13 protein-coding genes are annotated in these 15,000 nt (G+C 66.8%); 7 read left to right on the top strand and 6 right to left on the bottom strand.

Going from position 1 to position 15,000, the window contains the following annotated elements:
* Positions 1-52: 52 nt before the first annotated feature.
* Both PKE80_RS11090 and PKE80_RS11095 read left to right on the top strand, forming a co-directional pair.
* Entirely contained in the window at positions 53-922 is an 870-nt protein-coding gene (locus PKE80_RS11090; RefSeq protein ID WP_271182521.1) for a 3-hydroxyacyl-CoA dehydrogenase family protein, read from the top strand.
* A 199-nt stretch (positions 923-1,121) separates the two neighbouring features.
* Positions 1,122-1,436 (top strand): hypothetical protein, encoded by a 315-nt coding sequence (locus tag PKE80_RS11095; protein ID WP_008832465.1) that lies wholly within the window; start codon positions 1,122-1,124, stop codon positions 1,434-1,436.
* Positions 1,437-1,442: 6 nt separating this feature from the next.
* Here PKE80_RS11095 and PKE80_RS11100 read toward each other — a convergent pair whose 3' ends face one another.
* Together PKE80_RS11100 and mutS are read right to left on the bottom strand one after the other, a co-directional pair.
* Positions 1,443-1,658, bottom strand: a complete 216-nt coding sequence (locus tag PKE80_RS11100; protein ID WP_271182522.1) for a hypothetical protein — start codon at positions 1,656-1,658, stop codon at positions 1,443-1,445.
* Between the two features lie 127 nt (positions 1,659-1,785).
* Positions 1,786-4,404 carry a DNA mismatch repair protein MutS gene (mutS, locus tag PKE80_RS11105; protein WP_271182523.1) on the bottom strand — a complete coding sequence of 873 codons (2,619 nt, stop codon included), beginning with the start codon at positions 4,402-4,404 and terminating at the stop codon, positions 1,786-1,788.
* A gap of 116 nt (positions 4,405-4,520) precedes the next feature.
* On the opposite strand from mutS, the gene PKE80_RS11110 reads away from it, so the two are divergent.
* Entirely contained in the window at positions 4,521-6,785 is a 2,265-nt protein-coding gene (locus PKE80_RS11110) for an NADP-dependent malic enzyme (RefSeq protein WP_271182524.1), read from the top strand.
* 306 nt (positions 6,786-7,091) lie between these two features.
* On the opposite strand, the gene trmB is transcribed toward PKE80_RS11110, so the two are convergent.
* Positions 7,092-7,808, bottom strand: a complete 717-nt coding sequence (gene trmB / locus PKE80_RS11115; protein WP_271182525.1) for a tRNA (guanine(46)-N(7))-methyltransferase TrmB — start codon at positions 7,806-7,808, stop codon at positions 7,092-7,094.
* A gap of 116 nt (positions 7,809-7,924) precedes the next feature.
* On the opposite strand from trmB, the gene PKE80_RS11120 reads away from it, so the two are divergent.
* On the top strand, positions 7,925-8,281 hold the full coding sequence (locus tag PKE80_RS11120) for a CidA/LrgA family protein (RefSeq protein ID WP_271182526.1): 357 nt from the start codon (positions 7,925-7,927) through the stop codon (positions 8,279-8,281).
* Positions 8,278-8,976 (top strand): LrgB family protein, encoded by a 699-nt coding sequence (locus PKE80_RS11125; protein WP_271182527.1) that lies wholly within the window; start codon positions 8,278-8,280, stop codon positions 8,974-8,976. Before PKE80_RS11120 ends, PKE80_RS11125 begins: the two co-directional genes overlap by 4 nt.
* A 109-nt stretch (positions 8,977-9,085) precedes the next feature.
* Here PKE80_RS11125 and ctrA read toward each other — a convergent pair whose 3' ends face one another.
* From ctrA to PKE80_RS11140, 3 genes are all read right to left on the bottom strand, one after another.
* A complete protein-coding gene (ctrA, locus tag PKE80_RS11130; protein WP_008832472.1) occupies positions 9,086-9,781 on the bottom strand; it encodes a response regulator transcription factor CtrA in 696 nt (231 codons plus the stop codon).
* Between the two features lie 254 nt (positions 9,782-10,035).
* On the bottom strand, positions 10,036-11,403 hold the full coding sequence (locus PKE80_RS11135; protein ID WP_271182528.1) for a putative O-glycosylation ligase, exosortase A system-associated: 1,368 nt from the start codon (positions 11,401-11,403) through the stop codon (positions 10,036-10,038).
* Positions 11,396-11,581, bottom strand: coding sequence for a hypothetical protein (locus PKE80_RS11140; RefSeq protein ID WP_271182529.1), 186 nt, complete (start codon positions 11,579-11,581; stop codon positions 11,396-11,398). The genes PKE80_RS11135 and PKE80_RS11140 overlap by 8 nt, the downstream gene beginning before the upstream one ends.
* A 66-nt stretch (positions 11,582-11,647) precedes the next feature.
* Here PKE80_RS11140 and PKE80_RS11145 point away from each other — a divergent pair, with 66 nt between their 5' ends.
* Positions 11,648-12,874, top strand: coding sequence for a TIGR04063 family PEP-CTERM/XrtA system glycosyltransferase (locus PKE80_RS11145; RefSeq protein WP_271182530.1), 1,227 nt, complete (start codon positions 11,648-11,650; stop codon positions 12,872-12,874).
* 35 nt (positions 12,875-12,909) lie between these two features.
* On the top strand, positions 12,910-14,856 hold the full coding sequence (locus tag PKE80_RS11150; protein ID WP_271182531.1) for a hypothetical protein: 1,947 nt from the start codon (positions 12,910-12,912) through the stop codon (positions 14,854-14,856).
* Positions 14,857-15,000 lie beyond the last annotated feature (144 nt).

A 15,000-nucleotide genomic window follows, 5' to 3' on the forward strand; every position in this document is an offset into this window, starting at 1 on the left:
TCCGCGATCCCGAGGTGTTAAGCGCCCGGTTAAACGACAGAGGAGTTTGGCAGTGCAGTCAGTCGGCATCATCGGCGCAGGCATCATGGGGTCGGGCATCGCCCAGACCGTGGCGAGCAAGGGCATGGACGTGATCCTCACGGACGTCAGCCTCGAGAACGCCGAAAAGGGCAAGGCCGGCATCGCCAAGGGCCTGGCCAAGCTGGTCGCCAAGGAAAAGATCAGCCAGGCTGACGCCGACGCGCTGCTCGCCCGCATCACCCCCGCTGCCGACTACTCCGCAATGTCGGGCTGCGACCTCATCATCGAAGCCGCCACCGAGCGCGAGGACATCAAGCACAAGATCTTCGAAGCCGCCGGCAAGGTGCTCGGCGCGGGCGCCATCATGGCGTCCAACACCAGCTCGATCCCGATCACCCGCATGGCCGCCAGCTCGCCCGACGCCGCGCGCTTCTGCGGCCTGCACTTCTTCAACCCGGTCCCGCTGATGGGCCTGGTCGAAGTGATCCCCGGCCTCGCCACCTCGCAGGACACCATCGACCGCATGAAGGCGTTCGGCGAAAAACTCGGCAAGACCGTGGTGCTCGCGGGCGACGAACCCGGCTTCGTTGTCAACCGCATCCTGTGCCCAATGCTGAACGAAGCGATCTTCGTGCTCGGCGCCGGCATCGGCTCGGTCGAGGATATCGACGCAGGCTGCAAGATCGGCCTCAATCACCCGATGGGACCGCTGACGCTGGCGGACTTCGTCGGCCTCGACACCCTGCTCGAGATCATGAAGGTCTTCCACTCGACCACCGGCGACCCGAAATACCGCCCCGCGCCGCTGCTGCAGAAGTACGTCGAAGCAGGCTGGTACGGCCGCAAGTCGGGTAAGGGGTTCTACGATTATTCCGGTGAGACGCCGGTTCCTTCGCGGTAATCTGCAAAAGGGATAACGCAGGGGTTTACCACCCCTGCACCCCGTAAACTGTCGAGATCACGCGCGTAGCTGCGTCACTCACTGACGCGGCCGCGCGCGCAACGACGACAGTTCGGGGGTCTGGGGCGATGACCCCAGATTCCTCTTTGGAACCTCCCCGTTCTCCTACCCGTTTCACCAGACGAAGGAGAATCCCAAAATGACCGACCGCCCCGACGACCTCGCCCCGGAAACGGTGAACGACGAGCAGGAAGACGAAGCCGCGCAGGCACAGACCATCGCCGAACAGGCGCAGGCGCGCGGTGCCAAGGGCCTCGGCTACAGCGACAAGGCCAAGGGCGGTATTCAGGGTGAGGACGACGTTCAAGACATCGTCGATCACATGAACCAGATGGACACCAGCGGCACCATCGACATGTCCGCCTATGACGGCGAGGAAACGATGGACGATCTCGAAAGCCGCTACGGCAAGGACAATGCGGCCGATCCGGAATTCAGCGACGACGATTCGTGAGCGCGGCTATTTCCCGCCCGTAGCGTTCGACCACGCCGCGACAATCTGGTGTGCCTGAGCCGCCTGCTCGGCATCGGCTTTCGCCTGCTGGGCCTGGTCGGTGTTCGTATTGCCATTGTCAGGCGTCGGGATCGAGCAATAGGCCGTCGCCAGCACCCCGGCCGACCACATCAACGCGTGCCAGCGACTCCGGAAAACATGCGTGATCTTGGTGCCGAACATGAGCCTGCATTAGCGTCTACAGGTTAAGATACCCTACCTCCGTCATTGCGAGCGCAGCGAAGCAATCCAGGGCAGTCTTGAACCGCCCTGGATTGCTTCGCTGCGCTCGCAATGACGAATGAGAGCCTCAGCCCTCGGTGCCTGCCTCGCGCTTGAGGTCGTAGAGGATTTCTAGCGCATCGCGCGGAGACAGCGCATCCACGTCCATGTCACGCAGCTTGTCGCGCAAGGTGTCGCACTCTTCCTCGCGGGTCGCCTCGGCGGCAGCGAACAGCGGCAGGTCGCCGAGGCCCGCGGCAAGGCCGCCGGTTTCGGCTCGGCCCTTTTCCAGCTTCTCCAGCACCGACTTCGCCCGGCTGATCACCTTGGGCGGAACGCCCGCCAGCCGTGCTACGGCAAGACCGTAGCTGCGGTCCGCCGGACCCTCGGCCAGTTCGTGGAGGAGGACGAGATCGCCCTTCCACTCGCGCGCGCGGACGTGGTGGAGTGAGAGCGCCTCGCAGGTCTCCGCCAGCCGCGCCATCTCGTGATAGTGCGTGGCGAATAGGCAGCGACAGCGGTTGGTTTCGTGCACCGCCTCGGCGACCGCCCACGCCAGCGCGAGGCCGTCATAGGTTGACGTGCCGCGCCCGACTTCGTCGAGGATCACGAAGCTGCGCTCGCTTGCCTGCGCGAGGATGGCGGCGGTCTCCACCATCTCGACCATGAAGGTCGAACGCCCCCGCGCGAGGTTGTCCGAAGCGCCGACGCGGCTGAACAGGCGGTCGACCATGCCGATCCGCGCCGCCTTGGCGGGCACGAAGCCGCCTGCCTGCGCGAGCAGCACGATCAGCGCGTTCTGGCGCAGGAAGGTGGATTTACCGCCCATGTTCGGGCCGCCGATCAGCCACAGCCGGTCATGGCTGGCGAGGCGGCAGTCGTTCGCCACGAAGCGCTCGCCCTGCGCCTTAAGAGCTGCCTCGACCACCGGATGCCGCCCGCCCTCGATCTCCAGCGCAAGGCCATCGACCACTTGCGGGCGCGTCCAGTTGCCCTCGGCGGCGCGTTCGGCCTGACCGGCGGCAACATCGATGCGGGCCAGCGCGGCGGCGGTGCGGGCGATCTCCCGCCGCGCGGCGACGGCCTCGGCCACCAGCGTCTCGAAATGTGCGTCCTCCGCCACGAGGGCATGGCCGCCTGCCTCGGTGATGCGCGCGGCTTCCTCATGCAGCGCCAGCGCGTTGAAGCGCATCGCGCCCGCCATCGTCTGGCGGTGCGAGAAGCCGCTGTCCGGCTCCATCAGCTTGTCGGCGTGGCGCTGTGCAACCTCGATGAAGTAGCCGAGCACGTTATTGTGCTTGATCTTGAGCGAGGCGACGCCGGTTTCCTCGCGGTACTTCGCCTCCAGCGCAGCGATGGCACGGCGGGCATTGCCCGACATCAAGCGCAGTTCATCGAGCGAGGCGTCGTAGCCGCTGGCGATGTAGCCGCCCTGCCCGCGTTCGGTCGGAGGCGTCTCCACCAGCGCGCGCGAGAAGTGATCGACCAGTGCGCCATGCCCGCCAAGATCGGGCAGCACCCGGTCCAGCAGCACCGGCACGTCATCCATCTGCCCCAGCCGGTCGGCGATCCGACGCGCGCCGCTCAGGCCATCCCGCAGCTGGCCGAGATCGCGCGGAGAACCGCGCCCCGCCACCACGCGGCCCAGCGCGCGGCCCACGTCGGGCAGTGCCCGCAGCGCGGCGCGCATGTCCTCGCGCAGCAGCGCATCGCCGTGGAGCCATTCGACCAGTTCCAGCCGCTCGGCGATCGCCATGCGGTCGGTCAGCGGGGCCGAGAGGTCGTCGGCCAGCTGGCGCGCGCCCGCGCCGGTGACGCAGCGGTCGATCGCGTCGATCAGGCTGCCCTTGCGTCCGCCGCTTGAGGCTTCGAGGATTTCGAGGCTGGCGCGCGTGGCTTCGTCCATCGCCAGCGCGGCGTCACTCGCGCGCGCCTCGGGCGGGAGCAGCAGCGGCAGCTTGCCCCGCCCGACATGGTCGAGATAGGCGATGAGCCCCCCCGCAGCCGCGAGCATCGCCCGCGTGAAGGCCCCGAAGCCGTCGAGCGTGGCTACGCCGTGAACCAGCTTCAGCCGCTCCTCGCCGCCGTCGGAGGAGAATTCGTGGCCGCCGCGCCCGATGGCACCATCGGGAGCCTGATCCCAGCCCTCAGGCACCACCAGCTCGCTCGCGCCCAGCCGGGCCATCGCCGCCGCCAGCCGCTCGGGCGCGCACTCTTCCAGTTCCATGCGGCCGGTGGAGATGTCGCAGGCCGCGATGCCGACGATCCCGCGAACCTCGCACGCGGCCGCCAGCACATTGGCGCGGCGCGGCTCGAGCAGCGATTCCTCGGTCAGCGTGCCCGCCGTGACGAAGCGCACGATGCCGCGCGCGACCAGCGACTTGGAGGCGCGACCTTCCCTGCGGGCGCGTTCCTTGGCTTCGGCGGGGGTCTCGGTCTGCTCGGCGATGGCGACGCGGCAGCCTGCCTTGATGAGCCGCGCGAGGTAGCCCTCGGCCGCGTGCACCGGCACCCCGCACATCGGAATCGGCTGGCCCAGATGCTCGCCGCGCGTGGTCAGTGCGATGTCGAGCACCTGGCTCGCCGTCTTCGCGTCCTCGAAGAACAGTTCGAAGAAGTCGCCCATGCGATAGAACAGCAGGCAGTCACCTGCCTCTTCGCGCAGCGCAAGGTACTGCGCCATCATCGGAGTCGCGCCGGAAGTCATGCCAGCAGCGTTAGCGGCGCACCTGTCATTTTGGGAAGCGGGGTGGGACATCCTTTCCCCTATCGCGTCGCGATTTCATCCGTTAGGGCCTCTGGCAAATCTGGGGAGATCAAGCTTTGTCCGATAAGTCCAAGGTCCAGTTCACCGATCGCGAGGCGCTGTTCTACCACCAGACCCAGCGCCCGGGTAAGATCGAGATCATCGCCTCCAAGCCGATGGCCACCCAGCGCGACCTCAGCCTCGCGTATTCGCCGGGCGTCGCCGTGCCGGTGCAGGCCATAGCCGACGATCCCGCCACCGCCTACGACTACACCGCCAAGGGCAACCTCGTGGCCGTGATCTCGAACGGCACCGCGATCCTGGGCATGGGCAACCTCGGCGCGCTGGCATCGAAGCCGGTGATGGAAGGCAAGGCGGTGCTGTTCAAGCGCTTCGCCGACGTCGATTCGATCGACATCGAGCTCGCCAGCGAGGACACCGACGCGCTGATCGAGGCCATCGCGATGATGGAACCCAGCTTCGGCGGCATCAACCTTGAAGACATCAAGGCGCCGGAATGCTTCATCATTGAGCAGACCTTGCGCGAACGCATGAACATCCCGGTCATGCACGACGACCAGCACGGCACCGCGATCATCGCGGCGGCCGGCCTCATCAACGCCTGCCTCATCACCGGCCGCAAGCTGGACGAGATCAAGGTCGTGGTGAACGGCGCGGGCGCCTCGGCGCTGGCCTGCACCTCGCTCATCAAGTCGATGGGCGTGAAGCATGAGAACGTGCTGGTGTGCGACACGCGCGGCGTCATCTATCCGGGCCGCGAGCGCGTGGACCAGTTCAAGTCCACCCACGCGGTGATGACCGACAAGCGCACCCTGACCGAAGCGCTCGAAGGCGCCGACGTCGTCCTCGGCCTCTCGGCCAAGGGCGCGATCACGCCCGAGATGGTCAAGTCGATGGCGCCCGAGCCGATCATCTTCGCGATGGCCAACCCGGACCCGGAGATCACCCCGCCCGACGCCAAGGCAGTGCGCCCCGACGCGATCGTCGCCACCGGCCGTTCGGACTATCCGAACCAGGTCAACAACGTGCTCGGCTTCCCCTTCATCTTCCGCGGCGCGCTCGACGTGCGGGCGACCGCGATCAACGAGGAGATGAAGATCGCCGCCGCCACTGCCATCGCCGAACTGGCGCGCGAGCAGGTCCACGAGGACGTCGCGGCGGCCTACGGCGGCGAGACGCAGCAGTTCGGCCGCGACTACATCATCCCTGCGCCTTTCGACCCGCGCCTGATGGAAGTGGTGCCGATGGCCGTGGCCAAGGCGGCGATGGATTCGGGCGTCGCCCAGAAGCCGATCGAGGACTTCGAGGCCTACCGCGACCAGCTGAAAGCCCGCCTCAACCCGACCACCTCGGTGCTCACCCGCGTCTACGAGCAGCTGAAGGCCAACCCCAAGCGCGTGATCTTCGCCGAGGCCGACAACGAAGTCGTCCTGCGCGCCGCGATCCAGTACCGCGACTTCGGCTATGGCGAACCGATCCTCGTCGGCCGCACCCAGACCATCCTCGACCGGATGGCGGACCTCGGCGTGCCCAACCCCGAGAGCTTCCACATCGAGAACTCGATGGTGTCCGAGCACGTCCAGCCGATGGTGGAGATGCTCTACGACCGCCTGCAGCGCCGCGGCTTCCTGAAGCGCGACGTGCAGCGCATGTGCAACACCGACCGCAACATCTTCGCCTCCGGCCTGCTTAAGCTGGGCGTCGGCGATGCGATGGTGACGGGCATGACCCGGCCCTTCGCGCAGTCGATGAAGGAAGTGCGCCGCGTGCTCGACCCGGCCGAGGGCGAACTGCCCTGCGGCATCCACATGATGGTCGGCAAGAACCACACCGTGTTCATGGCCGACACCACCATCAACGAGCGCCCCACCGCCGAGGAACTGGTGGTCATCGCCAAGGAAACCGCCGCCGTCGCCCGCAAACTGGGCCACGAACCGCGCGTCGCCTTCCTCAGCTACTCGACCTTCGGCAATCCGGCGGGCAAGTGGCTCGACGCCACCCGCGAGGCGATCCGCATGCTCGACGAGCAGCAGGTCGACTTCGAGTACGAGGGCGAGATGGCCCCCGACGCGGCGCTTAACCCCAAGATCATGGAACTCTACCCGTTCTGCCGCCTGTCCGCTCCGGCGAACGTGCTGGTCATGCCGGGCCTGCAGTCGGCCAACATCTCAGCCAAGCTGCTCAAGGAGATCGGCGGAACGACCTCGATCGGGCCGATGCTGCTGGGCATGGAAAAACCGGTGCAGATCGTGCCGATGACCGCGATCGCGCCGGATGTGCTGACGTTGGCGGCATTGGCGGCTGCGGGGATTACGGGCTGAGTTTGAAGGGGGAAATGCAGGGGTTTACCACCCCTGCACCCCGTATACCGTCGAGGCCGTGCGCGAAGCGATGTCGTTCCACCAAGGCTTCGTCGGGAGACTTATAAAGCCTGCGGCGCAATTCCGCTGGCATATCCCCACCCTCGTCATTGCGAGCGCAGCGAAGCAATCCAGCGCGGAGTAACACTGCCCTGGGTTGCTTCGCTGCGCTCGCAATGACGAATGGAGGGGGTTGCGTAGTCCCCCAAGGCCGCTGCACACGCAGCGACGACAGTTCCCGGGTCTGGGGCGATGGCCCCAGGACTTCTACTTCCGCCTGTACCGGAAGTACCAGACCTCATGCCCGTAAACCGTACGCGCCTTGTGCTCGTAGCGCGTCTGCGGCCAGCCGCCGGGGCGAACCTGAAAGTCGCCGGGCTTCTCGCATAGCCACTCGAACTGCTCGGTATGCCGCTGCATCACCATCAGCGCATGGCGCAAGTAGATCGCGTGGTCGGTGCCGAAGCGGAACTCGCCGCCGGGCCTGAGCTTGGCGGCGAACATGTCGACCGGACCGTCGTTCATCATCCGGCGCTTGGCGTGGCGCGCCTTGGGCCAGGGGTCGGGGTGCAGCAGGTAGAGGAACGAGAGCGAGCCGTCCGGAATGCGTGCCAGCGCTTCCAGCGCATCGCCGTGATGGATGCGCACGTTGCCGATCGGCGGGTGCGCGCCGTTGTCGCCGCTGACGTGGGTAAGCGCCTGCGCCACGCCGTTGAGGAAGGGCTCAGCGCCGATGAAACCGTGGTCGGGTAGCATGTCGGCACGCTGCGCCATGTGCTCGCCGCCGCCGAAACCGATCTCGAAGTGGAGCGGGCGATCGTCGCCGAACAGCACCTGCGCGGTGATCGGGCCGTCTTCGGGCATGGAGATGCGCGGGAGCAGGTCGTCGACGAGGCTCTGCTGCGCAGCGCGCAGGGGTTTGCCCTTGGCGCGGCCGTAGAGGCGGTTGAGCGTGGTCGGATCGCCGGATTTGTAAGCCGTCATGGCGCGCGCCGATACACAAGGGGGGCGGGACTCGCAATCGGGCATAGTTGCGCGGCGCAACTTGGCGGACCGAAATGCGGATTGCCGAGCATGTGTCGCCCTGCTTTATCCCGGTCATGCTGCGCGCCATCTTCCTCCTTCTCGCCTGCCAGCTTGCGGGCGAAGCGATCCATCGCATCACGAGCCTGCCCCTGCCCGGCGCGGTCATCGGCATGGTCCTGCTGGTCGGATGGCTGGCGCTGGTCCCGCGCGAGCGGCCGACGCTGACCGTGGTGACCGGCTGGCTCACCGCGCACCTGTCCATCATGTTCGTCCCCGCCGCCGTCGGGCTGATCGAGGAAGGCCCGGTTCTTTCGCGGTACGGCGTGGGGCTGGTGACGGCCACGGTGGCTTCCACGCTGCTGACGCTGATCGTGACGGCGCTGGTATTCCGCTGGGCCTTCGCCCGGTTCGCGCCGGAGGGCGAGGCGTGAGCGATCCCGCACTGCTGGCGACGCCACTGCTCTGGCTGACGGTCACGCTGGGCGTGTTCGAGATCTTCGACACCCTATCGAAGCGCTGCGACCGCCATCCGCTGCTACATCCGGTGCTCTGGAGTACGCCGGTGCTGATCGCCTTGCTGCTGGCGAGCCGCACATCCTACGAGACATACAAGGCCGCGACCTTCCCGGTCAGCTTCCTGCTCGGCCCGGCGGTCGTCGGGCTGGCGGTGCCGGTCTGGCGCGAGCGGGCACGCATTCGCCGACTGGCCATACCGATCGTGCTGGCGCTGGGTGCGGGCGCGGTGACCTCGATCGTCAGCGCGGTCGGCGTGCTGGCGCTGTTCGGCGCGCCGCGCGAGATCCTCGCGTCGATCGCGCCGAGGGCGACCACCACGCCCGTCGCGATGGCCGTGGCGGGACAGCTTGGCGGCGTCCCGGCGCTGGCGGCGGTGATCGTGCTGTTCGCGGGCGTCTTCGGCGCGATGGTCGCGACGCCGCTGCTCAATGTGCTGGGTCTGGGTGACTACCGCGCGCGCGGCTTTGCCCTCGGCGTTGCCGCACACGGGATCGGCACTGCGCGGGCGTTTCAGGTGGACGCGACGGCTGGTGCGATGGCGAGCCTCGCGATGGCGCTCAATGCCGTGGTGACGGCGGCGCTGCTGTCGGTGGTGGCGCTGCTGGTATGATCGTCGTCCCGGACTTGATCCGGGACGACGAATGGGCAAAAAAACAACGGCCCGCCCCTCGAGAGGGCAGGCCGCCTTGGTTCCTGCAAGGGGTGCAGGGTAATCTGGCTTATGCCGCTTCGGCAGCCTCGTCCGGATCGCGCAGGACGTAGCCGCGGCCCCACACCGTCTCGATGTAGTTGGCGCCGCCGCAGGCATGCGCGAGCTTCTTGCGCAGCTTGCAGATGAAGACGTCGATGATCTTCAGTTCAGGCTCGTCCATGCCGCCATAGAGGTGGTTGAGGAACATTTCCTTGGTCAGCGTGGTGCCCTTGCGCAGCGAGAGCAGTTCCAGCATCGCGTATTCCTTGCCGGTCAGGTGCACGCGGGCGCCATCGACCTCGACCGTCTTGGCGTCGAGGTTGGTGACCAGCTTGCCGGTGCGGATGACCGACTGCGAGTGGCCCTTGGAGCGGCGCACGACGGCGTGGATGCGGGCGATCAGTTCCTCGCGGTGGAACGGCTTGGTCACGTAGTCGTCCGCGCCGAAGCCGAACGAGCGGACCTTGCTGTCCATCTCCGAGATACCCGACAGGATCAGCACCGGCGTCTGCACCTTGGCGACGCGCAGCTTCTTCAGCACGTCGTAGCCGTGCATGTCGGGCAGGTTGAGGTCGAGAAGGATGATGTCGTAGTCGTACAGCTTGCCCAGATCGAGGCCTTCCTCGCCCAGATCGGTGGAGTAGACGTTGAATCCTTCCGCCGTCAGCATGAGCTCGATAGCCCGGGCCGTGGTCGGTTCATCCTCGATCAGCAGCACTCGCATGGGTCGGTTCCTTCTTGCCCCCGATGCCCGCGGCTGACGCAGCCGTTTGCGGACATTGCGTTGTATTAACCATATGACCAATGAAGGTTAAAGGTTAATTCGTCGTAAACGCCGGATTTTCCCTTAAGTATTTCAAACTTGGTTTCCGGCGTGACGGCGCGCGAACCGCGCCATTGCTCACCAGAACGGCGGACACTGGTTAATGTTAAGGAAGCCGGGGAAGAAAGTGCAAACGATTTGAGGCGAGCCGATTCTTAACCCGCCGCGGCATTCGCCACCCGCATCGGCTGCCGGCCACGGCGCACGCGCTCAGCCGGGCGGTCGATGCGCTTGAGGTAGCTCCACAGCCCGCACTGCAGCCCGACCAGCATCAGGATGAAGGGCTGGAAGGCGATGCCGACGAACAGCGAGCCGATCATGTAGACCACCTGCGCCAGTTGCAGCGCCACCGCGAGCGGTGCGGCCCAAGCCTCGTCGGGCTCCTTGCGGCCCTTCCAGCGTCGGCGAATCAGCTCCATCTGCACGACGCCCGAAATCTGCAACAACAGCCACAACGCGAAGCCCGGATAGCCCTGTTCGCCCAGCATCTCGAAGTAGCTGGAGTGGAACGCGCGCCCGGTTTCGATGACGGGGGTGCGGGTGATCGTCACGTTGCTGCCGGTAGTCTGGCTGGAGACGGTGTCGTAGGCAACCTTGCTGGACAGGTAGACTTCGAAGCCACCGCCCATCGGGTGGTCCTTCACGTAGCCCAGCGTCCACTTCCACACGCCGATTCGGGTGCTGGCGGACTGGTCGGACTTGTGATCCTCGATCGTGTTCATCCGCTGCAGATAGGATTGCGGCAGGAACGGCACGGCCACTACCAGCGCCAGTGCCATGCCTGCGGAGATCAGCACGCGGTTCTTCGCCGTGCGCAGATAGAGGCCGCACAGGATAGCGAGGCAGACAAGGCCGGTGCGCGCCTGGGTGCCGATCGGGATCAGCGAGCAGGCGAAGATCAGCGCGCCGGTGAACAGCCAGACCCGCCAGTCCGGCAGAAAAATCGTGCCGTATCGCGCCAGCCACACCGCCACCGGAATCAGCGCGATGGCGACGCAGGAGATGATCGAGCCCTCATAGAGCCCGGTGTTGTTCTCCACGAAGATGATGAGGCTGCCGTAACCGCCACCGCCCATCGCCGTCTTGAGCCCGCCATCGATGATCAGCGCACTGGCCGAGAGCACCATGGCCAGCGCCACCGCCTCGATTCGCAGCCGCGTGCGCAAGGTCATCGGCAGGAACAGCGCGAAGACCAGCGCCTTCCACACCCACGACCACTTTGTCAGCGCTTCCTCGGGATAGTCGGCGGTGAACGTCGTTATCGCGCAGTAGAGCAGTAGCAGCCCGATCAGGCCCTGCCGCCAGGTGAATCGCGAATCGCGCTTGTCGTCGAACACCAGCCAGCCGAGGAACGCCGCCGAAAAGGCGATCAGCGAGATCGGCAGGCGCGTCAGGAAACCCCACGAGATGATCTGCGGCGCGACAATGTCGACGTAGAGGTAGCACAGCACCCAGAGGAACGGCCGCTTGAAGCCGAGCAACATCATCGCCGCGAAAAAGCCGGTCAGCGCGAGGTTAAGCATCGCCGTGCTCCTCCTCTTCACCCGCCACTCGATTGACGCGCATCGGCGTTCCGGGCTTGCGGCCTGGGCGGGCCTGCGAATCGGTCCCTTCCGAATCGAGGTCTGGCCGCCACAGCAAGCGCCATGCGGCGAGCAGCAGCAGTCCGTGCGATATGGCAAGGGCAAGGATGTCGACCATCGACAGCCGCGTTAGCAGCGCCAAGTTGACGGCGCGTTAAGCGTTCCCCGCTAGGAAATGCAGCTTATGACCCGCATCCTTCACGTGCTCGACCATTCGCTGCCGATCCACAGCGGCTATACCTTCCGCACGCGCGCGATCCTGAAAGCGCAGCAGGCGCTGGGCCTCGACGTGCGCGGCGTGACCGGCCCGCGCTACAATGAAGGCGGCAGCGTGGTCGAGGAGCACGACGGCCTCCTGTTCCACCGCGTCGGCAGTAAGGTTTCAGGCCCTCCGGTCGTGCGCGAGTGGCGTGAGATCGCCCTGTTCGCGGCGGGAATCGAGAAGGTGGTGCAGCAGTGGCGTCCCGACGTTATCCACGCCCATTCGCCGGTCCTGTGCGGACAGGCCGCGCTCAAGGTCGCCCGCAAGTACGGCATTCCCCTCGTCTACGAGATTCGCGCTTTCTGGGAGGACGCCGCCGTCGGCAACGGCACCGGCAGCGAGGGTTCGCTCAAATACCGCCTCACCCATGCGCTCGAAACGCATGTGGTGCGCAAGGCCGACGCGGTGGTGACGATCTGCGAGGGGCTGCGCGCCGACCTCGCCACGCGCGGGATTTCCGAGGACAAGATCACCGTCATGCCCAATGGCGTCGACCTTGCCCTGTTCGGCACGCCGCTGCCGCGTGACGAGGCGTTTGCCGCGCAGCTCGGCTTCGACGGCCCGGTCATCGGTTTCATTGGCAGCTTCTATGACTACGAAGGACTCGACGTCCTGATCGACGCGATGCCCGCTCTCGTTGCCCGCCAGCCGCGCGCCAAGCTGCTGATGGTCGGCGGCGGCCCGCGCGAGGAGGCCCTGCGCGCGCAGGCGGCAGCCTCGCCCGCAGCCGGGGCCATCCACTTCGTCGGCCGCGTTCCGCACCACGAGGTCGATCGCTACTACGCGCTGTGCGACGTCATGGCCTACCCGCGCAAGAAGAGCCGCCTGACCGACCTCGTCACGCCGCTCAAACCTCTCGAGGCGATGGCACAGGGCAAGCTCGTCGCTGCCAGCGACGTGGGCGGCCACCGCGAGCTTGTCACCGACGGCTTGACCGGAGTGCTGTTCACCCCCGACGATGCATCCGCCTGCGCCGAGTCGCTGGCACGGCTGCTCAATGCCCGTGACGAGTGGGAATCCTACCGGATTGCGGGCCGCAAGCACGTGGAAACCCGCCACGATTGGGCCGAGAATGCCCGTCGTTATCCTCTCGTTTACCAAATGCTGGCAGCAAAGACCGATCAAGCAGGGCTGGGAGCCGCCGCGTGAGCACAGGTCCCGGTTCAAGACATAAGGGTAATGCAGTGGCCGACACCAAGCTCACCATCGAGAGCGGCACCGAGGGCGCGGGCGCCAACGCGGGAACCGGCGGACAGCCGATCACGCGCCACCCGCTGTTCCCGGCGATCGTCGCACTGTGGTTCGGCGCGCTCGCCGGGCTCGGCAGCGTGATCGTCAGCTCCTCGACGATGGAGGGACTGGTGCTGGCGCTTGGCATCGACAAGGTGATCCCGATGGCCGCGCCGCCGCTCGGCACGACGATGCGCATCCTGCTGGCGCTCGGCATGACCGGCCTCGGCGCTGCGATCGGCGGCCTGATCGCCCGGCGCATCGCCCGCCCCGCCGCCCTGCCCGCAACCGACGCCGCCGAAGGCGATGAGATCGAGCAGGCCGCCGCCGCACCCGCGCCGACCGCGCGTCGCCGCCGTGCCCTCGCCATCGAGCCCGAAGCGGCCCCCGTCGCCGAAGAGCACGCACCGCTGCCCGGCGCACCGACCGACCCTCGCATCCTCAACGTCGCCGATTTCGACATCGACAGCTTCGACGAAGGCCACGACCAGCCCGTGTTCCGTCGCCCGGTGGAAGCCGCCGCCATCGACAGCACCGCCGACGATGCCGACGAGGACGACAACCTGCCTGCATGGCTCGATGCCGAAACCGCCTGGCGCGAGCCCGAATCGACGTTCGGCGCCGATCGCGGCGTGTTCACGACGCCTCCCGGCGCACAGATCTTCAAGGCCGAACTCGACGCCGCCGAGGAGGCTGCTCGCGAACACGTCGAAGCGCCCGTCGGCAGCCGTCTGTTCGAAGCCTATTCACGTGAATTCTCGCCCCGCAGCGACGTAAAGGCCGATGCGGTGCCGGAAACGGTCGAAGAGCCTTTGGCCGGCGCCACTTCCAGCCTCGAAAGGGCCGCGCCCGGCTTCAAGCTGCTGCCGCGCCTGCCGCAAGGCGACTGGGGCGCGCCCGAGGCCGAATTCGAAGCGGAAGAGGCAGCTGCGTGGTCCGTACCGGCCTTCGCGGCATCTGCTGCGGAAGAATCGCCTTCCGACGAAGCGCCCTCCGGCATCGAGATCGTTGCTTTCCACGAAGAGCCCGCGCCGTTCGCGGCTCCCTTCGAAGCGGAACCGGAAGCTCCGGCCGAAACTTTCGTTGATACCGTGGAGGAACCGCGTTCGAGCGCCCGCATCGCCGATGCCGACCTCGGCTCGCTGTCGCAGGTCGAACTGCTCGAACGCCTCGCGCTCGCCATGGAGCGCCGCCGCGAGGATGCGCGCCGCGCCGCCGAGGTAGCCGTCGTGATCCCGCAGGCCATCGTCGCGCCATTCGCCGCGCCGATCGTCGAGGCTGAGCCCGAAGCGCAGGACGGTTACGTCGAAGCTCATCTGCCGGAACCCGCCCCGTCGTGGCCCGCCGCCGTACCCAGCGCGCTGCGCCCGATCGCGCTCGATCCGATCGACGATGCCGTCGAGCCGCTGGAAGGCTTTGTTCCGCCCCGCCACATCGGCCTCACCTCGAGCGAAGAGCGCCCGGGCTTTGACGAGCGCTTCGACCCGCACGCGGCCATCCCCTTCCCCAGCAGCCCGTTCCCGCACACCGCCTTCGAGGCGGAACCGGAAGCCGCTGAAGACGAGGAGGAGGACTCGGTCCTGCAGCAGGGCTATGCCTCGCTGTTCAACCTTTCGCGCCACGCAGCCGTCCGCAAGCCGTTCCTCCAGTTCGGCGACCCCGACGAGGCAGGCGACGAGCTCGCCCATGCCACCCCGGTGGACTCCGCCGAGGAAATCCAGGAGGAAAGCCAGGAATCCGTGCCGTTCGGCCGCCCGGTCCTTCTCCCCGACCCTACCGGCGAAGCTCCGGCGGACTATGAGGAGCGGCCCTTCGACGCCCCGCGCAACGATCCGGAGGCCACCGAACGCGCCCTGCGCGCGGCGCTCGCCACGCTGCAGCGCATGAGCGGAGCGGCCTGAAACCGCCCTTCGACCACCTCAAGCGGATTCGAAAACCCCCGTCCGGCGCAATCCGGGCGGGGTTTTTGATAATAAAATGCCGGGAAATCCGTCATCCACGCCATCTTGCTGCGCAGCTAGCCGTGTTCGCCATTGCAAAACGGT

Origin of the sequence: Novosphingobium resinovorum (assembly GCF_027922145.1) — a bacterium.
Taxonomy (GTDB): Bacteria; Pseudomonadota; Alphaproteobacteria; order Sphingomonadales; family Sphingomonadaceae; genus Novosphingobium; species Novosphingobium resinovorum.